The organism is Achromobacter sp. GQ309, assembly GCF_059759315.1.
In genome coordinates this window covers 315,357-336,592 of the sequence record NZ_JCAXDP010000002.1, presented here as the reverse complement: position 1 = coordinate 336,592, position 21,236 = coordinate 315,357, and the positions used below count along the sequence as shown (strand labels likewise).

21 protein-coding genes are annotated in these 21,236 nt (G+C 65.5%); 12 read left to right on the top strand and 9 right to left on the bottom strand.

The window, feature by feature from the left end:
• Positions 1-2: 2 nt before the first annotated feature.
• Positions 3-914 (bottom strand): LysR family transcriptional regulator, encoded by a 912-nt coding sequence (locus AC6CIE_RS06835; RefSeq protein ID WP_175121665.1) that lies wholly within the window; start codon positions 912-914, stop codon positions 3-5.
• Positions 915-1,095: 181 nt separating this feature from the next.
• Between AC6CIE_RS06835 and AC6CIE_RS06830 the strand changes: the two genes are divergently transcribed.
• The 5 genes from AC6CIE_RS06830 (at position 1,096) to AC6CIE_RS06810 (ending at position 5,560) form a co-directional block, all read left to right on the top strand.
• The gene (locus tag AC6CIE_RS06830) at positions 1,096-1,794 is read left to right on the top strand and encodes a pirin family protein (protein WP_498091769.1); all 699 of its coding nucleotides are present in this window, start codon (positions 1,096-1,098) and stop codon (positions 1,792-1,794) included.
• Between the two features lie 103 nt (positions 1,795-1,897).
• Positions 1,898-2,803, top strand: coding sequence for a pirin family protein (locus AC6CIE_RS06825; protein WP_175136602.1), 906 nt, complete (start codon positions 1,898-1,900; stop codon positions 2,801-2,803).
• A 102-nt stretch (positions 2,804-2,905) separates the two neighbouring features.
• Positions 2,906-3,496, top strand: coding sequence for a CGNR zinc finger domain-containing protein (locus tag AC6CIE_RS06820; protein ID WP_498091767.1), 591 nt, complete (start codon positions 2,906-2,908; stop codon positions 3,494-3,496).
• Between the two features lie 231 nt (positions 3,497-3,727).
• Positions 3,728-4,600: an alpha/beta fold hydrolase gene (locus AC6CIE_RS06815; protein WP_498091765.1), complete on the top strand. Its 873-nt coding sequence runs from the start codon at positions 3,728-3,730 to the stop codon at positions 4,598-4,600.
• Between the two features lie 54 nt (positions 4,601-4,654).
• The gene (locus tag AC6CIE_RS06810; RefSeq protein WP_498091763.1) at positions 4,655-5,560 is read left to right on the top strand and encodes a LysR family transcriptional regulator; all 906 of its coding nucleotides are present in this window, start codon (positions 4,655-4,657) and stop codon (positions 5,558-5,560) included.
• A gap of 6 nt (positions 5,561-5,566) precedes the next feature.
• Here the strand turns inward: AC6CIE_RS06810 and AC6CIE_RS06805 are convergent, their stop codons facing one another.
• Positions 5,567-6,031: a RidA family protein gene (locus AC6CIE_RS06805; RefSeq protein WP_498091761.1), complete on the bottom strand. Its 465-nt coding sequence runs from the start codon at positions 6,029-6,031 to the stop codon at positions 5,567-5,569.
• 54 nt (positions 6,032-6,085) lie between these two features.
• Positions 6,086-6,832 carry an SDR family NAD(P)-dependent oxidoreductase gene (locus AC6CIE_RS06800; protein ID WP_175121658.1) on the bottom strand — a complete coding sequence of 249 codons (747 nt, stop codon included), beginning with the start codon at positions 6,830-6,832 and terminating at the stop codon, positions 6,086-6,088.
• Between the two features lie 207 nt (positions 6,833-7,039).
• On the opposite strand from AC6CIE_RS06800, the gene AC6CIE_RS06795 reads away from it, so the two are divergent.
• Positions 7,040-8,017, top strand: coding sequence for a Bug family tripartite tricarboxylate transporter substrate binding protein (locus AC6CIE_RS06795; protein WP_175121657.1), 978 nt, complete (start codon positions 7,040-7,042; stop codon positions 8,015-8,017).
• A gap of 63 nt (positions 8,018-8,080) precedes the next feature.
• On the opposite strand, the gene AC6CIE_RS06790 is transcribed toward AC6CIE_RS06795, so the two are convergent.
• The 3 genes from AC6CIE_RS06790 to AC6CIE_RS06780 form a co-directional block, all read right to left on the bottom strand.
• Complete coding sequence (locus tag AC6CIE_RS06790; RefSeq protein WP_218343727.1) at positions 8,081-8,857, bottom strand: ABC transporter ATP-binding protein; 777 nt, start codon at positions 8,855-8,857, stop codon at positions 8,081-8,083.
• Positions 8,858-8,862: 5 nt separating this feature from the next.
• A complete protein-coding gene (locus AC6CIE_RS06785; RefSeq protein WP_452000214.1) occupies positions 8,863-10,533 on the bottom strand; it encodes an ABC transporter permease in 1,671 nt (556 codons plus the stop codon).
• A gap of 146 nt (positions 10,534-10,679) precedes the next feature.
• Positions 10,680-11,723, bottom strand: a complete 1,044-nt coding sequence (locus AC6CIE_RS06780) for a Fe(3+) ABC transporter substrate-binding protein (RefSeq protein WP_105238804.1) — start codon at positions 11,721-11,723, stop codon at positions 10,680-10,682.
• Between the two features lie 346 nt (positions 11,724-12,069).
• Between AC6CIE_RS06780 and AC6CIE_RS06775 the strand changes: the two genes are divergently transcribed.
• Positions 12,070-12,846, top strand: coding sequence for a ferredoxin--NADP reductase (locus tag AC6CIE_RS06775; RefSeq protein ID WP_175121654.1), 777 nt, complete (start codon positions 12,070-12,072; stop codon positions 12,844-12,846).
• Between the two features lie 81 nt (positions 12,847-12,927).
• On the opposite strand, the gene AC6CIE_RS06770 is transcribed toward AC6CIE_RS06775, so the two are convergent.
• The 3 genes from AC6CIE_RS06770 to AC6CIE_RS06760 are packed head-to-tail and all read right to left on the bottom strand — an operon-like array spanning position 12,928 to position 15,667.
• A complete protein-coding gene (locus tag AC6CIE_RS06770; protein WP_498091759.1) occupies positions 12,928-13,890 on the bottom strand; it encodes a Bug family tripartite tricarboxylate transporter substrate binding protein in 963 nt (320 codons plus the stop codon).
• Between the two features lie 38 nt (positions 13,891-13,928).
• The gene (locus AC6CIE_RS06765) at positions 13,929-14,312 is read right to left on the bottom strand and encodes an AtuA-related protein (RefSeq protein ID WP_218343728.1); all 384 of its coding nucleotides are present in this window, start codon (positions 14,310-14,312) and stop codon (positions 13,929-13,931) included.
• Positions 14,309-15,667: an acyclic terpene utilization AtuA family protein gene (locus AC6CIE_RS06760; RefSeq protein ID WP_498091757.1), complete on the bottom strand. Its 1,359-nt coding sequence runs from the start codon at positions 15,665-15,667 to the stop codon at positions 14,309-14,311. Before AC6CIE_RS06760 ends, AC6CIE_RS06765 begins: the two co-directional genes overlap by 4 nt.
• Positions 15,668-15,763: 96 nt before the next feature.
• On the opposite strand from AC6CIE_RS06760, the gene AC6CIE_RS06755 reads away from it, so the two are divergent.
• The 5 genes from AC6CIE_RS06755 to AC6CIE_RS06735 all read left to right on the top strand — a co-directional run bounded on the left by AC6CIE_RS06755 (position 15,764) and on the right by AC6CIE_RS06735 (position 21,009).
• Positions 15,764-16,690, top strand: a complete 927-nt coding sequence (locus tag AC6CIE_RS06755; protein WP_175185336.1) for a LysR family transcriptional regulator — start codon at positions 15,764-15,766, stop codon at positions 16,688-16,690.
• A gap of 96 nt (positions 16,691-16,786) precedes the next feature.
• Positions 16,787-17,173: a Rid family detoxifying hydrolase gene (locus AC6CIE_RS06750; RefSeq protein WP_056561027.1), complete on the top strand. Its 387-nt coding sequence runs from the start codon at positions 16,787-16,789 to the stop codon at positions 17,171-17,173.
• 39 nt (positions 17,174-17,212) lie between these two features.
• Positions 17,213-19,303 (top strand): ATP-dependent DNA helicase RecG, encoded by a 2,091-nt coding sequence (gene recG, locus AC6CIE_RS06745; protein WP_498091755.1) that lies wholly within the window; start codon positions 17,213-17,215, stop codon positions 19,301-19,303.
• A 78-nt stretch (positions 19,304-19,381) separates the two neighbouring features.
• A complete protein-coding gene (locus AC6CIE_RS06740; protein ID WP_175121648.1) occupies positions 19,382-20,332 on the top strand; it encodes a LysR substrate-binding domain-containing protein in 951 nt (316 codons plus the stop codon).
• A gap of 176 nt (positions 20,333-20,508) precedes the next feature.
• On the top strand, positions 20,509-21,009 hold the full coding sequence (locus AC6CIE_RS06735) for a Dps family protein (protein ID WP_175121647.1): 501 nt from the start codon (positions 20,509-20,511) through the stop codon (positions 21,007-21,009).
• The last annotated feature ends 227 nt before the right edge of the window (positions 21,010-21,236 follow it).

Here is a 21,236-nt window from a genome sequence, read left to right as displayed (position 1 = left end):
GCCTACAAGCCGAGCAGGCTTTCGCACAGGCGCGGCGACTTCAGTTTCTGCAGCCACCACTTCATGGCCTCGCCGGGCGGCTCCGCCCGCCACGCGTACGCCACGTGTTCCGTCAGGGACATGCCTTCATCCGTTTCGCACACCACCAGCAACCCTTGCGCAAGGTAAGGCGCGGCCAGCGTCAGCGGCAGATAGCCGCAGCCCAGGCCGCGCACCTGCGCGTCGATCTTGGCCTGCATCGACGGCATCACCAGCGTCGGCTGCTCCGACAGGATGCCGCGCGACTGCACGGGCAGGTTGCGCGAGGTATCGGCAATCACCACGGCGCAGTAACGCGTGATGTCCGCGCGGCTGAGCGGCTGCGGCAATGAGGCCAGCGGGTGATTCGCCGCCACGCAGAATCCGAACTGCATCACGCCGATCGCTTGTGAACGATACGGGCCCGTGGGTTCGCCCGCCGCGCCCGCGCCGATCACCAGGTCGGCGCGGCCGGAGGTCAAGGCATCCCAGTTGCCGCTCAGCACTTCCGTGCTAAAGCGCAGCGTCGTGGCGCTGCCCACCGCATGGAATTCGTCGATCAGGTCGTAGATGGGCCGCCACGGAATCACGGCACTGACGGCGATGCGCAGTTGCACTTCCCATCCCGTGGCAATGCGCTTGACCCGGCTGGCCAGCTCGTCCAGCGATTGCAACAGATGCCGCCCATCCTTGAGCAGCGCTTCGCCCGCCGGGGTCAGCAGCGCGCGGTGCCCCGAGCGGTCGAACAGCAGCACGTCCAAGCCGTCTTCGAGCTTGCGGATGGAGTAGGTGACGGCGGAGGGCACCTTGCCCAGTTCGCGCGCCGCCTTGGCAAAGCTGCCGTGGCGTGCGATCGCGTCGACAAGGACAAGAAGTTCCGGGGTGATGGGCTGCATGTCAGAGCGCGAAATGTGGGTATTCAAATAATTTGAACGAAGTCATCAAAATATAGCGCCAAAACCGAGGGGCAAGGCGCGCAGAATACCACTCATGCCGGGGATGCAGACAAACGGCAAGGCAGAAAGCCAGCCAGGATGCACCCCCTGATCATTCATATTATTGAAACAGGAGTTCAAGATGCTTACGATTCGCCGCGCTGCAGAACGGGGTCATGCCAACCACGGATGGCTTGATTCGTTCCACACCTTCTCCTTTGCCAACTACTACGACCCGGCTCACATGGGCTTCGGCGCGCTGCGTGTCATCAACGACGACCGCATCGCGGCCGGCCGCGGCTTCGGCACGCACGGCCACCGGGACATGGAGATCATCACCTACGTGCTGGACGGCGCCATCGCCCACAAGGACAGCATGGGCAGCGGTTCGGAAATCCAGCCGGGCAACGTCCAGCGCATGAGCGCCGGCCGCGGCGTGATGCACTCCGAGTTCAACCCGCGTCCCGATGCCGAAACGCACATGCTGCAGATCTGGATCGAGCCGAACGTGACCGGCATCGCGCCGGAATACGAAGAGCGCGCCTTCAGCGATGAGCAAAAGCGCGGCCGTCTGCAAGCCCTGGTGACGGGCGACGGCGCTGACGGATCGATGACGATCCATCAGGACGCCCGTCTGTACGCCGGTCTGTTCGACGGCGACGAGTCGGCCTCGCTGCCGCTGGCTGCCGGCCGCCGCGCCTGGGTCCACGTGGCCCGCGGCAGCGTGACGGTCAACGGCGCCGCGCTGAATGCCGGCGACGCCGTGGCGATCACCGACGCCGCCAGCGTCGAGGTGTCGGACGGCAAGGACGCCGAAGTGCTGGTCTTCGACCTGGCCTGACGCCAACTGCCGGGCGGATCCTGGAATCCGCCCGGTTTCACACAATACCGGCCGCGAGGCCATTAAGATGGCCCCAGGCCTACCCATTGCGGAGCATTGCACCATGTCGACCCTGTCCCAAGCCGGCGAAAGCCAGATCGAAACCGTTGTGGTGCCGCGCACCAGCGACTTGGGCGGGTTTTCCGTCCGCCGCGCCATTCCTTCCATGCAGCGCCGCAGCGTCGGTCCGTTCGTCTTCCTGGACCAGATGGGACCGGCGGACTTCGACGTTGGCGCCGGCATCGACGTGCGTCCCCATCCGCACATCGGCCTGTCCACCGTGACGTACCTGTACGAAGGTTCCATGGTCCACCGCGACGGCGCGGGTCACACGCAGACCATTCTGCCGGGCGAAGTGAACTGGATGACCGCCGGTCGGGGCATCGTCCATTCCGAACGTTCCTCGCCGGAAAGCCGGCTTGCGCCGCAGCGCCTCTGTGGCCTGCAGATCTGGGTCGGGCTGCCCAAGGCGCACGAAGAGACCGATCCGGGGTTCACGCACTACGGGCTGGACGCGCAGCCGGTGATCGAAGGCGAGGGCGTGCGCGCCCAGGTCGTGGCCGGTTCGCTGTTCGGCAAGACCTCCTCGGTCAAGACGCTGTCGCCCCTGTTCTATGGCGACCTGCAACTGCAGGCAGGCGCGACCACGGTGCTGCCGGCCGAACATGAAGAGCGCGCCGCCTATCTGGCGCAGGGCGAGGTCGAAATCGACGGCCAGACGTACGAAAGCGGGCGCCTGGTCGTGTTCGCCCCGGGCAAACCGGTGCAAATCCGTGCCAGGACGGCCGCGCGGTTCGCGGTGCTGGGCGGCGAGCCGCTCGACGGCCCGCGCTTCGTGTGGTGGAACTTCGTGTCCAGCAGCAAAGACCGCATCGAACAGGCCAAGCAGGATTGGCAACGCACGCGGTTCGATCAGATCGTGCCGGGCGATGAGACCGAGTACATCCCGCTCCCGGAAGCCCGCGCCTGAGCGGGACGGGATGACAATGCGTGATGGGGGGTGTAATGCCCCTCATGATCGTGTAACTTTTATTGTTTATTTTTGAGGGTTACACTGGCGCCGGAGATCATCATGAACACCAGCCACGCACCCGAATTCCGCCAACTGGGCGACCACGTCGCCCTGGATCTGATCAACACCGTCGAGCAGAGTAGCGCCGGCCCGGTCGACCGATGGCAATCGGACGCGGACGTGGCGGGCTGGCTGGCGCTGGCGGGATTCGCCGCCGCGCAGGGCCCCGCGCCGGCCGGTCTGCTGGAAAGCGCCCGCGGCCTGCGCGAAACCGTCCGGGAATTGGTCGCCCAGCGCAAGGCGCACGCGCCCTTGGCGCTTTCCGCGTTGAATCGCGCCCTGGCGGCGGGGGGCAGTCACCTCGAGCTTGCGCCGGCAGACGATGGCAGCCTGGTGGTGTCGCGCCTTTATCCCTCGCAAACCGCAGCACAGTGGTTGCTGCCGGTGGCCGAGGCGGCGGCCGACCTGCTCGCGTATGGCGATTTTGGATTGGTGCGCAAGTGCGAAAGCGATGCGTGCTCGCTGTGGTTCTACGACAGGACGCGGTCGCACAAGCGGCGGTGGTGCAGCATGGCGCTGTGCGGCAACCGGCACAAGGTGGCGGCGTTCCGGCAGCGCGAGGCCGCCGACGCCAGTGCCAAGGCGAAATGACAACGATCGATGGTTCTCAGCCCGGCTTATGCCGGGCTTTTTCATTGTTGGCGTCGGGAGGATGTGGGAGCCGGGCGGCCCGCACCGCCACATTCCAGCACCGCATTACACGCCGATTCGATGTTGAGTAACCGGTAACACGGCTATTGACAGGTTACTTAAAATGCGTAGACTGTGCCGTGAAGCTTCGAAATCCCATCGTCATTCCTTGCCCGAATACCGGAGATCCTCATGACTGCCCACCCCGACAACACCGTCCATTACCGCCATGCGCAAGCCGACGGCCTGCGCTTCTTCTATCGCGAAGCCGGCGACCCGCAGGCTCCCGTGCTTTTGCTGCTGCACGGCTTTCCCACGTCTTCGCATCAGTTCCGCAACGTCATCCCGCAACTTGCCCAACACTTTCGCGTCATCGCGCCCGATCTGCCCGGATTCGGCTTTACCGAGGTTCCGGCCGAGCGCGGCTACCGCTACACCTTCGACAATCTGGCCAAGTCGCTGGAAGCGTTTGTCGACGAACTGGGGCTGACCCGCTACGCGATGTATTTCTTCGACTACGGCGCGCCGACCGGCTTGCGGCTGGCGGTGGCGCACCCCGAGCGGGTCACCGGTCTGGTTTCGCAGAACGGCAACGCGTACCTCGACGGCCTGGGCGACGCGTGGGCCCCCATCCGCGCCTATTGGAACGACCCGTCGCCCGCAAACCGCCAGACCATTCACGATGCCATCCTGAACTTCGAAGGCACCAAGTGGCAGTATGTGCACGGCGTGGCCGACCCGGACAGCGTCGCGCCCGAAGGCTATACGCTGGACGCGGCCCTGCTTGAACGGCCGGGCAACAAGGACATTCAGCTCGACCTGTTCCTGGACTACGCGAACAACCTGACGCAATACCCCGCCTTCCAGGCGTTCTTCCGCCAGGCCCAGGTGCCCACGCTGGCGATCTGGGGCCGCAACGATCCGTTCTTCATTCCGCCGGGCGCCGAGGCCTATCGCCGCGACAACCCGGATGCCGTGGTTGAACTGCTGGACACCGGCCACTTCGCGCTGGAAACTCACGGCCACTACATCGCCCAGCGCATCATCGATGTGTTGGGGCGCTGACCGGCGGGGGCGGCCTGATGGTTGCCCCGGCCGGATTTCACGGCAGGAGCCCGCATGACGCGCCACTTTGACGACCTGCAGCTGGGCAGCATCGAGATGTTCTGCCTGGCTGCGGAACTCAGCAGTTTCACGGCCGCCGCCAATGCTGCGGGCGTCACGCCGGCAGCCGTCAGCCGCAGCGTCTCGCGGCTGGAGGCGCGGCTGGGCATTCGGCTGTTCGTGCGCAGCACGCGGCATATCCGGCTTAGCGACGAAGGGCGTGCCTACTTCGAGCAGGTGCGCCCCGCCATTGCGCAATTGGTCGACGCCGAACGCCAGGTGGGCGGGCAGGGCGCGGCCGGGCGGCTGCGCATCAGCCTGCCGACGCCGTATGCGCATTACCGCGTTCTGCCGCTGCTGCCCGCATTTCGCGACAAGTATCCCAACGTGGACGTGCACGTCCACATCAGCAACCGCAATGTCGATTTCGCCGATGACGGTTACGACCTGTCGGTGCGCGGGCGCGCGCCCGACGACTCGGCGCTGATCGCGCGCAAGTTGGAGGACGCGGAACTGGTGGTGGTCGGCGCGCCGGATTACCTGCGCCGGCGCGGCACGCCGCAAACGCTGGAGGATCTGGCTGCGCACGACTGCATCCAGTTCGACCGGCCTAGCAGCGGGCGGCGCATTCCGTGGACATTTCAGGTGGAGGGCGAAGCGGTCGACATCGTGACCGACGGCGCCTATGGCACGGCCGAGGATGTACTGGGCGGCGTGACGCTGGCCCGTGCGGGCGCCGGCCTCTTTCAGACGTATCGCTTCGTGGTCGAAGACGATCTGCGCGCGGGCAGGCTGACCGAGGTGCTGCAGCAACATGGCGGCAGCACCCGGCCGTTCGTGTTGTTGTACCCGCATGCCCGGCACATATCGCGCCGTGTGCGGGCGTTCGTCGATTTCCTGGTCGACAAGCTGGCGGACTGAGCGGAGTCAGACGCCTTTCAACTGCGCGATCACCACCAGGATCACTGCCGCGTTGCCTGGCTGCTGCGAAACCGAATTGGCGGTGCGCGCGTGGCCGGCCTTCTCGCCCAGCACCCGTGCAAACAGGCCGGACGCGCCATCCAGCACGGCGGGCTGATCCAGAAAGCCCGGGGCGCTGGCGACATAACCCTCGACGCGGACAAGGTGGTCCAGCCGGTCGAAGCTGCCGGTGTGCTGGCGGATCTGCGCCAGCACGTTCAGCGCGGCCAGTTCCGCGGCCTGCCGGCCCTGGTCAACGGTCAGCTCCACGCCGACGCGGCCCTGCCACACCACGCGCCCGTCGCGCAACGGCAATTGGCCCGAGATGAACAGCAGGTCGCCCGCCTGGCTGACGGCGGTGTACTGGCCCAGCGGCTGGGGCGCGGGGGGAAGGATCAGGCCAAGTTCGGTCAGTCTGACTTCAATGGACATGGTGGGTCTCTCGAGGTGAGGACGCCCGCCGCGCGGCGGGCGGTCGTGGTGATGCTACCAATGACCTGCAGCGGCGCCGCCATCGACCGGAAGGATCGCGCCGGTGGTGTAGGCCGAATCGGTCAGATAGGTAACCGCACCGACAATGTCGTCCACCTTGCCCATGCGGCCGGCAGGCTGCAACGAATTCAGGAAGCCGAACGTGGCCGGATCGTGCATCGGCGTCTCGATGATGCCGGGCGCCACCGCGTTGACGCGGATGTTCCGGTCAGACAGTTCTATTGCCAACGCCCGCGTGGCGTGATTCAGGCCGCCCTTGATCAGCACGGGCAGCAGCGCCGGGACGCGGCTGCTGGGCTGCATGGCGATGCTGGCCGTGATGTTGACGATGTGGCCGTCGCGGTATTCCGACATGTGCGCGGCGGCCTGCTGGGTGATGTGGAAGAAGCCCTTCAGGTTCGTATCGATGATGCGGTCCAGGTCTTCGTCGGTGTAGTCGCCCAGGGGCTTGGGAATGAAGATCCCCGCATTGTTGACCAGCACGTCGATGCGGCCGAACCGCTCGGTGGCCTGGCGCACGATATCGCGGGCAGTGCTGGCCAGGGCGATGTCGCCGGCCACGGCCAGGAAGCGGTCGGGCAGGCCCAGGCCTTCCTTAGCCAGGCGCTCGGCGGCGGCGTTCAGGCCTTCCTGGCTGCGGGCGTTGCCCACCACGTTGTCGCCGCGGCGCAGGTATTCCTGCGCCAGGGCAAATCCGATTCCGCTGGACGCGCCCGTGATCACTACAGTCTTATTCGACATTTCAATACTCCGGTTTGGCATTTGAGGGTGCCTGCGCGCTCAGACAGTGAGACGAACTATAGGAGCGGGCGCGCAGGCGATAAACGCCCGCGGCGGAACATGAATTGATACCTGGCGGAATAAGCGAGGCGGATCGCGCTGTGCGACGCCGCTGTCCGGCGATAAGATGCGCTACCCGTGCATAACGACAAACGGGAGGGAGACATCATGCATCGCTACACCCACAATGCGCTGCGCGGCCTGGCCGCGCTGGCGTTGATCCAGGGCGCCGTGCCCGCGCACGCCGCCGGCTATCCGGCCAAGCCCATCACCTTCATCGTGCCGTACACCGCGGGCGGCACGACCGACCTGGTCGCGCGTACGGCGGGCCAGAAGGTGGCCGAGAAACTCGGGCAGCCGGTCATCGTCGAGAACCGTCCCGGGGCGGGCGGCAACATCGGCATGGACGCCGTCGCCAAGGCCGCGCCGGACGGCTACGTCATCGGCTTCGGCGCGATATCCACGAACGCGCTCAATCCGTTCGTGTACCCGAAAATGCCGTTCGATCCGACCAAGGATTTCACAGGCATCAGCATGCTGGGGGCGTCTTCCGTGGTGCTGGAGGTGGGCCCGTCGGTGAAGGTGGACAGTGTCAAGGACCTGGTCGCGTACGCCAAGGCGAATCCCAATACGTCGTACGGCACGCCCGGCACGGGCACCTCCATGCACCTGGCGGGGGTGATGTTCGACCAGTTGACCGGGGCCGGGATGCAGCACGTGCCCTACAAGGGCAGCGCCCAGGCGTTGAACGATCTGCTGGGCGGACACTTGCCGGTCATGTTCGACAACCTGCCCGCGTCGCTGCCGCACATCAATGCGGGCAAGGTCCGCGCGCTGGCGGTCACCGGCAGCAAGCGCGCGCCGGCGTTGCCCGACGTGCCGACGCTGGCCGAACTGGGGTATTCGGGCGCGGTCGTGGATCCGTGGTTCGCGGTCTATGGGCCGGCCGGCATGTCGCCCGACGTGACGCGCGTGCTGAGCGACGCCTTCCAGGCGGCGCTTGCGATGCCGGACGTCAAGGACAAGCTGGAGAAGGCCGGCTTCATGCCTTATGGCTCGTCGCCGCAGGAAGTCGAGCGGCTGACCCAAAGCCAGCACGAGGCCTTCAAGGCCTTGTCGCAGAAGGTGAAGCTGTCGGCGGATTGATCTGCTGTGCGGGGCTTGCGGGACGCGGGGGCGCCGAGGTCCGCGCGGGCCTCGCAGGTCCCGCTACCGGCCGCGCGCCAGCGCCTGTTCGCGCTGTTCTTCAAGCGCTTCCCGGCGGATGAAGTCGCGCACGAAGGTGTCGGCCGGATTGTGGTGCAAGTTGTAGGGCGTATCCCATTGCGCGATGCGGCCCTTGGCCATCACCCCGATGCGGTCGGCGATCGCGAACGCTTCGGCCTGGTTGTGCGTGACCAGGATCGCGGTGTGGCCTGTGGTTTTCAAAATCTCGCGCACCTCGAAGGCCAACCGCTCGCGCGTGTCCACATCCAGGTTTGAGAACGGTTCGTCCAGCAGCAACAGGTCGGGCGAGGGCGCAAGCGCGCGGGCCAGGGCCACACGTTGCTGCTGGCCGCCGGAAATCTCATGCGGATAGCTGTTGGCGGCGTGTGCCAGGCCGACAAGTTCCAACATTTCTTCGACGCGGCGGGCGCGGTCCGGACGCGGCAGCTTGCGCAATCCGAACGCCACATTCAGCGCCACGGTCAGGTGCGGAAACAGCGCGTAGTCCTGGAACATCATGCCCACGCGGCGCAGCTCGGGCGCGACCTGTTCGGTGGGCGACGAGATCACCGTGCCGTCCAGCAGGATGCGGCCGGCGCGCACCGGCTCGAAGCCGGCAATGGCGCGCAACACGGTGGTCTTGCCGCAGCCGGACTCGCCCAGCAGGCAGCCGATGTGGCCGGCAGGCAGGCCCAGCGACAGGTCCTGCACGATGGGTTTCAAACCAGCGGGTGTGTCGTAGGCCAGGGAGATGTGGTCGATTTCTAGCAGATCGGGCACGATGATCAATGTCCCATTTTCAGATTGGTGCGCGCCAGCAGAATGACCGGCAGCAGGCCGGCCAGCACGATGGCCAGCGCGGCCACGGCGCCTTCTTCATACGTGCCGCGCGCGGCTTCCGCATAAAGCCACGTGGCCAGGGTGTCAAAATTCATGGGGCGCAGCAGCAGGGTGGCGGGCAGTTCCTTCATGGCGTCCACGAACACCAGCAGCGCGCTCGCGGCCAGCGCGGGCCGCAGCAACGGCAGGTGGACGCGGCGCAACGTGCCGCCGGAGGTTTCGCCAAGCAGGCGCGACGCTTGTTCCAAGGACGGCGGGATGCGAGCCAGGCCGGCTTCGAGCGCCCCGGTGGAAATCGCCAGGAAGCGGATCGCATAGGCGCACACCAGTGCGCCCATCGAGCCCATCAGGAACAGGCCCGTGCCGCCGAACACCCGTGCGACCGCGGTGTCGATCCACACGAAGGGGGTCAGCAGGCCGATGGCCAGCACCGTGCCAGGCACCGCATAGCCCAGACTGGCGATGCGCGCGCAGGCGCGGCCCGGATTGAAGCCGGCGCTTTCGCGCAGGGTGCGGCCCGCCCACGCAACGATCAGCCCGCAGAGCAGAGTGACCACCGTGGCGCTTGACGCGACGATCAGGGTGTTGCTCAGGCCGCCGATCAACTGGTCCGACACACCGCCCACCAGATGAAGCCGCTTGTAGGTTTCAACGACCAGATACAGCGCCGGCGCAACAAACCCGATCAGGACGGGAATCCAGCCCAGCACGGCCGCGACGGCAGCCGCCGCGCCACGCAGCCGACGCGGCTGCATCGGGCGCATGCGCTGCGTGTTGGCGTAGCGCTGCCGCTTGCGGCCGTGGCGTTCCAGCAGAATCAGCCCGATGACAATCGCGAGCATGGTCAGCGCAATCTGCGCGGCGCCAGCCAGGTCTGAACGGGTGACCCAGGTGGTGTAGACGGAGACGGTCAGCGTTTGCACGCCAAGAAATTCGGAGGCCCCGATATCGTTCAGGGTCTCGAGCAGTGCCAGGCTCACGCCCACCACGATCGCGGGACGGGCCAGGGGCAGGGCGACACGGCAGAACACCGCCACGCGGCCCGCGCCCAACGTGCGGGCAGCTTCGAGCAGGCTGGCGGCCTGCGTCATGAACATGACACGGGTGCTCAGGTAGACATAGGGGTACAGCACGAAGCCCAGGACAAAGATCGCGCCGTAGATGGAGCGCAGGTCGGGCAGGCGGAATTGGCGCGGGCTGTCGAAGCCGAGCATGGCGCGGATCGCCGACTGGATGGGCCCGATGGGGTGCAGCAGGTCCAGGTAGGCAAACGCGATGATGTAGGTGGGCACCGCCAGCGGCAGCAGGAGCGCCCAGGTCAGGATCCGGCGCGTGGGAAACTCATACGCGGTCACGAGCCATGCGGCGCCGGTGCCAAGCAAGGTCACGACGATGCCCACTCCGGCCAGCAGCATGACGGTATTCGCGAAGGCCTGCGGCAGTACATAGCTGGCCAGATGCTGCCAGTGTTCCAGGCTGCCGCCCATCGCCCACCAGCCGAGCGTCAGTACCGGCGCCAGCACCGCCAGCGCGATCAGGGCCGCGCCAACCAGCCAGCCGGTTCCGCGTTCAGACCAGCGCAGCCGCAGCGGCGTGGGCAAGGATTGTGTGTGCATGCTTCAAAGTCGGTTGCATCAATGGCAAGGCCTGTTCCCCCGGAAAAGCGGGAACAGGCCCTACGCGTTGCGCCCGGTGCCGGGCGCTCGCGTGTCACTGCATCAAGGTCACGCCATGCCCGAAGGTACGGCGGTCCGGCAGCTTATCAGTTGTCGAAGCCGACCTTGTCGACCAGTTCGCTGGCTTGCTTGCGATGCTTGGCGATCTCGGTCAAGGGCAGGGGATCGACCTTCAGTTCGCCGAAGCTTGCGATCACCGGGTCCAGCTTCACGCCCTTGCGGACGGGGTATTCGTAGTTGGCCTGCGCGTACAGGGCTTGGGCCGGTTCCGACACCAGGAAGTCCAGCAGCTTGACCGCGTTGGCCTTGTTGGGAGCGTGCGCCGCGACGGCCGCGCCGCTGACGTTCACGTGCGTGCCGCCGCTCTTGGCATTGGCGAAGGTCGGGCGGATGACCTTGATGGCATCGCCCCACTTGCGCGCGTCGGTGCCGGGCTCGGCGTTCTTCATGTGGCCGACATAGTAGGCGTTGGCCAGGCCGATGTCGCAGATGCCGCCCAGGATGTCGCGCGCCACGTCGCGGTCGCCGCCGGCGGCCTTGCGGGCCAGGTTGGCCTTGACGCCGCGCAGCCATTTTTCGGTGGCCTCGGCGCCGTCATGCGCGATCATGGAAGCGACCAGCGCGGTGTTGTAGGGGTGCTGGCCGGAACGGATGCAGACCTTGCCCTTCCACTTGGGATCGGCCAGATCTTCGTAGCGGAAGGATTCCAGCTTCAGGTCCTTTTCGACATACAGCACGCGGTCGCGCAGCGACAGGGCGTACCATTTGCCATCGGCGCCGCGCAGGTTGGCGGGAATGACCGAATTCAGCGTGTCGGACTTGACCGACTGCGTCACGCCGCCGTCCACCAGATCCAGCAGGTTGCCGATATCCACCGTCATCAGCACATCGGCGGGCGACTTGGCGCCTTCAGCCTTGACGCGTTCCAGCAGACCGTCCTTGACGAAGACGGTGTTGACCTTGATGCCGCTTTCCTTGGTGAAAGCATCCAGCAGCGGCTGGATCAACTTGGGTTCCCGGGTGGTGTACAGGCTGACTTCCTCGGCGGCGTTGGCCGACACGGTGAAGGCAGCGGCGCCGGCGAGCGCCAGCGCGCGCAGCAGGGAATTCAATTGGGGACGCTTGATCATGAAGGAACTCCAGCTAGGGCCGAAACGAGTGTTGCCGCACGGCCCCGCCTTAATTGGAGGCGCCATTGCGAAAAACGGTCTGGTAACGAAAATGATTATCAAGTGAGAACGCGACAATAACAGGAAGCATTGCGCCGTTCAACTAGCAGTAAGCGTTGGGTTCAAGACGTTGATCCCCGTCAAACTGGAATAAGGGTATTACGGAATAATGAGAGCAGTTATCATCAAGACCCTGTAGAATAGGGACAACCCTAATGCCGACCGCGGCCTTTTTTTTGCGGTTCGGAATGACCTCGCGGCACAGCCGGGCTTCGCCCGACCACGATCCGCCCTTACTGAATACGACATGGCTGCTTTCAACACTGAGCGCGTACTAAGCGTGCACCACTGGAACGACACCCTGTTTTCCTTCACCACGACGCGTGATTCGGCCTTGCGGTTCCACAACGGCCACTTCGTGATGATCGGCCTCGAAGTTGAAGGCAAGCCGCTGCTGCGGGCCTACAGCATCGCCAGCGCCAACTACGAAGAAAACCTCGAATTCCTCAGCATCAAGGTGCAGAACGGCCCGCTCACGTCGCGCCTGCAGCACTTGAAAGAAGGCGACACCATCCTCGTCAGCCGCAAGCCGGTCGGTACCCTGGTCGTCGACGACCTCAAGCCCGGCAAGCATCTGTTCCTGTTCGGCACCGGCACCGGCCTCGCGCCCTTCATGAGCATCATCAAGGACCCGGACGTCTACGAACGCTTCGACAAGGTCATCCTGGTGCACGGCGTGCGCTGGGTCAGTGAACTGGCTTACGCCAACTACATCGAAAACGAACTGCCGAACAACGAATTCTTCGGCGACATCGTGCGCGACAAGCTGGTCTACTACCCCACCGTGACGCGCGAACCTTTCCGCAATCAAGGCCGCATCACCGAACTGCTCGAAAACGGCAAGCTGTGCGCCGACATCGGCATTCCGCAAATCAACCCCGAAACCGATCGCGCCATGATCTGCGGCAGCCCGCACATGCTGGCTGACATCAGCGCCATGCTCGATAGCCGTGGCTTCGCGGTGTCGCCGGGCGTGGGCCAGCCGGGCGACTACGTCGTCGAGCGCGCCTTCGTGGACAAATAAGCCAAGCGGTTCCGGCTTTCTGGTTCAAAAAAAAACCCATCGCAAGCGATGGGTTTTTTGCTTTGGTGCGCCTAGTGTGAATCACTCCGGCTGAATGCCCGCCTTCTTGATGATGTCGCCCCACTTCTTCGATTCCGCTTGCTGGAACTTTGCCAGCTCGTCGGGGGTCGACGACGCCGCGTCCGTGCCGGTCTGCGCGTAGAACTGCTGAGCGGGCTTGGCCTTGGTGGCGTTGACCAGCAATTCGTTCAGGCGCTTGACCACGTCGGGCGGTGTGCCGGCCGGCGCATAGGCGGCAAACCAGTAGCCCATCTCATAGCCGGGCACGCCAGCCTCCGAAATGGTCGGCACGTCGGGCGCCAGCGGCGAACGCGCCTGGCCCGTGACGCCCAGCGCGCGCAGCTTGCCGGACTTGACCTGCGGCAAGCCCGTGGCGGTATCGGTGATCATCATGTCGATCTGGCCGCCCAGCAGGTCGGTGACGGCGAGCGGATTGCTCTTGTAGGGCACGTGCAGCAGTTGCACGTTGGCCATCTGCTGCAGCAGTTCACCAGCGATGCGGCTGCTGGAGCTGCCGCTGCCAAAGCTCAGCTTGCCCGGCGACTGCTTGGCCTGGGCCAGGAAGTCGCCCACCGTCTTGGCGGGCGAACTGGGATTTACGACCATGATCTGTCCGCCCTTGCCCAGCAGCGTGAGGGGCGAGAAATCCTTGACGGGATCGTAGGTCAACGATTTGTACAGGTGCTCGTTGGCTGCATGCGTGGTGTTGGTGGTGATCAGGACCGTGTAGCCGTCGGGCGTTGCGCGCGCGCCGGCTGCCGCGCCGATCATCGCGCTGGCGCCGGGCTTGTTCTCGATGACGACGGCTTGGCCGGTCTGTTCGGTGACGCCCTGGCCGATGGCGCGGCCGATCTGATCGGTGGCGCTGCCGGCAGCGAACGGGACGATGAAGGTGATGGGCTTGGTCGGGAATTGCGCCATGGCCGAAAGGGGCAGGGCGGCGGCCAACAGCAGGGCCAGCCGGCCCTTGGTAGCGATGCGCATGTGTGTCTCCTGTGGTGTTTTTTTATCGGAACTGCAAATCAGGCGGCCGCGGGACGGTCGCCAGGTATGTCTGGCAGACGGCTCGCCAGCGCTGCGCTGACCTCCACCGTCATGTCCAGCAATCTGAAAGACAGGCTCTTGCCGTGCGTGTCGAGGTTCAGCGCGTCATTGACGCCGCCGTCCAGCACGCCCTCCAGCACGAAATTCATTGCGTTGAGCATTGGCAGCGCATAGCGTGTCACACGTTTCGGATGGCGGTACGCGAACCACTGTGCGACGCGCGCTTCGGTCACTTGCGCGGCCAGCACGTCATAGCATTCGGGATCCCAGGCGATGAGGCTCAGGTTGGAGATATCTCCCTTGTCCCCGGATCGGCTGTGGGCCAGCCGGTACAGCGGCACGGCGAGCAAAGTCTGGTTCATGGCGCGATCTCCTCCAGGAAGTTCCAGCCGCTCTTTACGGCTTCGCGGGGAATGGTGCAGGACATCATGTTCAAGCGCGGGCGCAGCGCAGTGCGCACGCCGCCGCCGCCGGCCGGGCCGCAGGTATAGAGCGCGGTCACTTCGCGCAATACCCGTTCGGCCTGCGCGCGATCGGCGTTTTCGGTGGCCAGACGCAGCCGCACGTCGCGGGCGTGGCTGTCGGGCAGCGCGCGGCGCATCCCGCCCGCGTCGTCGCCCAGGATGCTGATCGCGCCGATCAGGTCCGCGCGCAGCTTGTAGTCGGCGCCCAGGCGCTTCTGGACGATATCTGCCGCGAGCCGTGCTCGGGCTTCGGCCTGCACGCCTGCATATGAAATCTCCGCTTCAGCCAGCCAGCCGCCGCGATAGCAGACGTTCACCTTCAGTTCGTCGGGCCGGGCGTGACCCGTAATGCCATGGACCGCAACCCGGTTGCCGCCCAGTTCGACGACACGCGCCTGGCTCAGGTCCGCCACCACGTCGGGAGTCAGATACCGCGCCGGATCGTGGACTTCGTACAGCAATTGTTCTTTTACCGTGCGCGCGTCTACGGCGCCGCCGGTGCCATCAGCCTTGCCGATCACGAATTCGCCGTCGGCCTGGATCTCGGCGATGGGGAAACCGGCCGCATGGACGTCCGGCACTTCTTTCAGCCCCGGCACGCAGAAATAGCCGCCGGTCACCTGCAGCCCGCATTCGAGCATATGGCCGGCCATGGTGGCACGTCCCAGACGCGGCCAGTCGGCGGGATCCCAGCCGAAGTGCGCCAGTGCCGGTCCCAGGGTCAGCGACGGGTCGGCCACGCGGCCGGCCACGACGATCTGCGCGCCGGCGGCCAGCGCCTCGGCGATTTCGGTGGCGCCCAGATAGGCAGTGGCGCTCACGATGTCCAGGCCGTCCAGTGCGGCGCCCAGTCGATGCGCCAGCAGGTCGCGATGCTCGGCGCCGTTCAGCGCGTCGCCATACACGACAGCGATGCGCGGAACCGGCAAGCCTTGTTCACGCGCCAGCTCGGCAATACGGCGCGCGGCGGCGGGCGGATTGGCCGCGCCGAAATTGCTGACGATGTTGATGCCGTGGCGCAGGCAGTCGCCCAGGACCGGACCCACCAGTTCGTCCAGCAGGGGTTCATAGCCGCGGTTAGGATCGTCGTTGCGCGCAAGCTGCGCCAGTGCCAGCGTCCGCTCAGCCAGCGTCTCGAAGATCAGCGTGCCGCCGCCTTGGGCGGCCAAGGTGCGGACCACGGCCGCGGCGCCATCGGTGCGATCGCCGGAAAATCCGGAGGCGCAGCCGATAAGCAAGGGAGATTGAGGCATGAGCAGTCCAGGCGCGTTCAACGGGTTGGGACGACTATAGGCAAGGCACGATCATCCGTAAAATAGAAAAATCGGATTGATTAATACAAGAAAGCCATGAATCTATCGTCCCGCCAATTGCGTGCCTTCGTGGCGCTTGCCGATGAACGGCACTTCACGCGTGCCGCGCAGCGCTGCCACCTGACGCAGCCGGCCTTCAGCGCGTTGATCCGTTCGCTGGAAGACAGTGCCGGCGTCCGGCTCTTTGATCGCAGCACGCGGCACGTCGAGCTGACTGCCGAAGGCCGCGTGCTGGACGCGACCGCGCGGCGCCTGCTGGCGGACATGGACCTTGCAATGGGCGATTTGCGGGATATGGCGGACCGCCGGCGGGGCAGGGTGACGCTGGCCGCGCTGCCGTCGCTTGCGGCGGGCTGGCTGCCGGATCTGCTGGCGCGCTTCCGGCAAGATCATCCTGGCATCGTGCTGGACCTGCGGGACGCCTTGCTCGATCCTTGCCTGGACATGGTGCAGAGTGGGGTGGCCGATTTTGCCGTGGCCTCGAGGCGGCCTGACATGACCGATCTGGATAGCGAATTCCTGCATGCCGATCGCTACTTTCTGGTGTGCCGCGTGGACCATCCTTTGGCGGACCAGCCTCGCGTGCGGCTGCGCGACGTGCTGCGGCATCCGATCATCCAGCTTGCGCGCGGCAGCAGTGTGCGCAAACATCTGGACGAAGCGCTGGGCGCCGAGGCGCCGCTGCCGGTTTTCGAGGTCGAGCATCTGGCGACCGTCACGGGTCTTGTGCGTGCGGGGCTGGGTGTGTCGGTCGTACCCGCGATGACGCTTTTTCATTTCCGCAGCGCCGATCTGCGCGTCGTACCTTTGGCGGGCCGCGCCCTGACGCGGCCGCTGTATCTGGTGCGCCGTAAAGGACGCAGCCTGTCCGTGGCCGCGCAGGCACTGGCCGAACTGCTGATTGCGCATCGTGGCGATATCGGCGGGGCAGGGCATCCGCCGGCTGCGCAGGATCAGTCCTAAACCCTCTTTACGGCGAACCGCTACTTTCGCAAAAGTCTATTGCTGGATAAACTCCGATAGTTGTAGCTTCTATCCGTCACCAGAAGGATTCCGCCCATGAGCAAGCAAATCATTCATACCGACACCGCGCCCGCCGCCGTCGGCCCTTACTCGCAAGCGGTTGCCGTCAGCGGCACCAAGACTGTCTATCTCTCGGGCCAGATCGGCCTGGAGCCTGGCACCGGCGACCTGGTCTCTGAAAACTTCGACGCGCAGGTGCGTCAGGCGTTTGCCAACATGCAGGAAGTCATCAAGGCTGCAGGCGGCACGCTGGAAAACGTGGTCAAGCTCACGCTGTTCCTGACCGACCTGGGCAAGTTCACGGCGGCCAACGCCATCATGGCCGAGATCATCCCCCAGCCGTTCCCGGCGCGCTCCACGATCGGCGTGGCCAGCCTGCCCAAGGGCGCACAGTTCGAAGTCGAAGCCATCATGGTCCTGTAAGGCGCGCCCGGACGTTTCATTTCAGGGGTTCGTTTCTACATGCCGGCCGCAGCCGTGGCCTCCAAGCGTACCGGCGCCGACAAGAACGGCGCCGGCAAACCGATGACGGATACGGAGCGCAAGCTTCGTAACCTGGGTTTGGTGCTGCCCGAGGACTTCGTGCTGCACCTGCCGCTGCGCTACGAAGACGAAACACGCGTCATCCCGATCAGCGCGCTGCGCCCCGGCTTTGCCGGCCAGGTCGAAGGCGAGATCACCAAATCCGAAGTCCTGTACCGGCCGCGCCGCCAGCTTACCGCCACGTTGGCGGACGACAGCGGCGAACTGCAATTGCGCTGGCTGAACTTCTATCCCAGCCAGCAAAAACAAGTGACCGTGGGCAAGCGCCTGCGCGCCCGCGGCGAAGTGCGTGGCGGGCTGTTCGGTCGCGAGATGGTGCATCCGCGGCTGACCAATGCGGATTCGCCGCTGCCGACTGCTCTCACCCCCGTTTATCCCACTACCGAAGGGCTGCCTCAGCCGGCCTTGCGGCGCGCCATTGCACAGGCGCTGAATACTGCTGACCTATCCGACACGCTGCCCGAGGAGGCTCGCGCGCGCTACGACCTGCCGCCGTTCGAGCCCGCCATCCGCGCGCTGCACACGCCCGCGCAGGGCGAATCCGAACAGGCCTTGATGGATCGCGTGCATCCCGCATGGCGCCGCATCAAGTTCGATGAGCTGCTTGCGCAGCAGCTCTCGCTCGCCGCCGCGCGTGCGGCACGCCGCGTCAAGGAAGCCGAATCGCTGCCGGTGCAGAACGGCGCAGGCGGGCTGGTCGCACGGCTGTACGAAACACTGCCGTTCAAGCTGACTGGTGCGCAGCAGCGCGTCGTGGAGGAAATCTCGGCGGATCTGGCCAAGCCGTATCCCATGCACCGGCTGCTGCAGGGCGACGTGGGCAGCGGCAAGACCGTCGTGGCGGCCATCGCGGCGGCGCAGGCCATTGCGGGCGGGGCGCAAGTGGCGCTGATGGCGCCCACGGAAATCCTGGCCGAGCAGCACTTTCGTAAGCTGGTGTCCTGGCTTTCCCCCCTGGGCGTGAACGTCGCGTGGTTGAGCGGCAGCCTGACCGCGAAGGCCCGGCGCGAAGCCGCGGCCGCCGCTGCCGACGGCAGCGTGCAGCTTGTGGTCGGCACGCAGGCGCTGATCCAGGATCACGTCGAGTTCCACCGGCTGGGCCTGTCCATCGTCGACGAACAGCATCGCTTTGGCGTCGGCCAGCGTCTTGCACTGACGCGCAAGGGCGAAACCGTGCGCGGCCGCATCGTGCCCCATCAGCTCAACATGAGCGCCACGCCCATTCCGCGCACGCTCGCCATGACTTTTTTCGCCGATCTGGACGTGTCCGTGATCGACGAGTTGCCACCCGGCCGCAGCCCCGTCGTGACCAAGCTGGTCTCGGACGCGCGGCGAGAAGAGGTTATCGCCCATATCGCGCAGGCCGCGCGCGGCGGCCAGCAGGCTTATTGGGTCTGTCCGCTGGTCGAGGAAAGCGAAGCCCTCGAATTGCAAACCGCCGTCGACACCTACGAAGGCATGCGGACCGATCTGCCGGACCTGCGGATCGGACTGGTGCACGGCCGCCTGCCGCAGGCCGAGAAGGCCGCCGTGATGCAGGCATTCCGCGACGGCGACATCGACCTGCTCGTCGCCACGACCGTCATTGAAGTCGGCGTGGACGTGCCGAATGCGTCGCTGATGGTGATTGAACACGCCGAGCGCTTCGGCCTTGCCCAGCTTCACCAGTTGCGCGGGCGCGTGGGGCGGGGCACGGCCGAGTCCGTGTGCGTGCTGCTCTACCAGACGCCGCTTTCGCAGGTTGCGCGCGAACGGCTGCGTGCCATGTTCGAAACGTCCGACGGCTTCGAGATCGCCCGGCGCGACCTGGAACAGCGCGGCCCCGGTGAATTCCTGGGTACACGTCAGTCGGGCATGGCGCTCCTGCGCTTTGCCGACCTGGAGACCGACGCCGCGATCGCCGAAGACGCGCGCGACGCTGCCGTGTGGTTGCGCGCCGAACATCCCGCCGTCGTCGAGGCCCATCTGGCCCGCTGGATGCGTGGCCGCGAAGACTTCCTGCGCACCTGACATGCGGCCCATCCACTCTCTTGAATCCTCAAGCGCCGGCCATCGGGCCGGCGCGTAACCCCGGGGGCGTAGTCCACCATGACTCTCACCGAACTCAAGTACATCGTCGCCGTCGCCCGCGAGCGGCACTTTGGCCGCGCGGCCGAGGCCTGTTTCGTCAGCCAGCCGACGCTGTCCGTGGCCATCCGCAAGCTCGAGGACGAACTGGGCGTGACCCTGTTCGAACGCGGCGGCTCCGAAGTCGGCGTGACGCCCATCGGCCAGCGCATCGTCGCGCAGGCGCAGAAGGTGCTCGAGGAAAGCGCCAGCATCAAGGAGATCGCCCGGCAGGGCCACGATCCGCTGGCTGGCCCGCTACGCGTTGGCGTGATCCACACCATCGGACCCTACCTGCTGCCCAAGCTGGTGCCCGTGCAGATCGGCCGTACGCCGCAGATGCCTCTCCTGCTGCAGGAAAACTTCACCGTCCGTCTCGTCGAACTGCTGCGCCAGGGCGAGATCGACTGCGCCATCATGGCCTTGCCGCTGCCCGAAGCCGGCCTGGTCATGCAGCCGCTCTACGACGAGCCCTTCGTCGTGGCCGTGCCCAACGACCATGAACTCGCGCAGCGCAAGTCCATCGACGCCCAGGACCTGAAACAGCAGACCATGCTGCTGCTGGGCAGCGGGCATTGCTTCCGCGATCAGGTGCTTGAAGTCTGTCCCGAACTGTCGCGCTTCTCGGCCGCTAGCGATGGCATCCAGCGCACCTTCGAAGGCTCCTCGCTCGAAACCATCCGCCACATGGTCGCGGCCGGCATCGGCGTCACCGTGCTTCCGGTCACCGCCGTCCCCGAAAACCCGCCCTCCAACAGCCTGTTGCGCTATCTGCCGTTCGAAGGCCATGTGCCCGAGCGCCGCGTCGTCCTTGCATGGCGGCGCAGCTTCCCGCGCCTGGCGGCGATCGAAGCGCTGGCGCAGGCCGTCTATGAATGCGAGCTGCCGGGCGTGAAGATGTTGGCCGGTGAAGCGGCGGCCGTGCAAGATTGAACGCTAAACGACGGCCAATGGCCGGCGCGGATTTGCGTGGGCGTCCTTGCGTAAGACGGGCCCCTCGCACCGCGTCAATTGGTCGCAGCCCATCGTGAGAACGGCGCCTCCACAACGCCTGTTCTGTCGTGTTTGCAGTGGTATTCTAATTTCGCCTTTTTCCATAGGAGCTAGCAATGGCCAAGTCCACCAAGAAGACCTCGAGCGTTCCGCGCATCAACATCGGTATTTCGGACAAGGACCGCGCCGCGGTTACCGGCGAACTGTCCAAGTTGCTGGCCGATTCATACACGCTGTACCTGATGACGCACAACTTCCACTGGAACGTCACGGGGCCCATGTTCAACACGCTGCATCAGATGTTCATGACGCAGTACACCGAAGAATGGAACGCGCTGGACAGCATCGCCGAGCGTATCCGCGCGCTGGGCCACTACGCGCCGGGCACGTATCGCGAATACGCCAAGCTGTCGTCGATCTCTGAACCGGAAACCGTGCCGGACGCGCTGGAAATGGTGCGCCTGCTGGTGGACGGCAACGAATCCGTCGCCAAGACCGCCCGCGCAGCCTTCGAAAAGGCCGACGCCGCCAACGACCAGCCCACGGCCGACCTGCTGACGCAGCGTCTGGACGTGCATGAAAAGAACGCGTGGATGCTGCGCAGCCTGCTGCAGTAATAAATTTCTTAACTTCGCATACAATGGCCGGCCGTCTCACCCGCAAGGGGGGACGGCCGGATCTTTGTGAACACCGACAATGGCCGCCGCAAGGCGGCCATGTCTATACGACGTGCCACAGATAACGCCCCAGACGCCACCTTCTGTCATCCTCGCTTTTGCCGCGGTTACGCCGCGTCGGCTCCGCGCGCCAGTTTGCCATCAGCGAGCATCCGAAAACCTGCGCT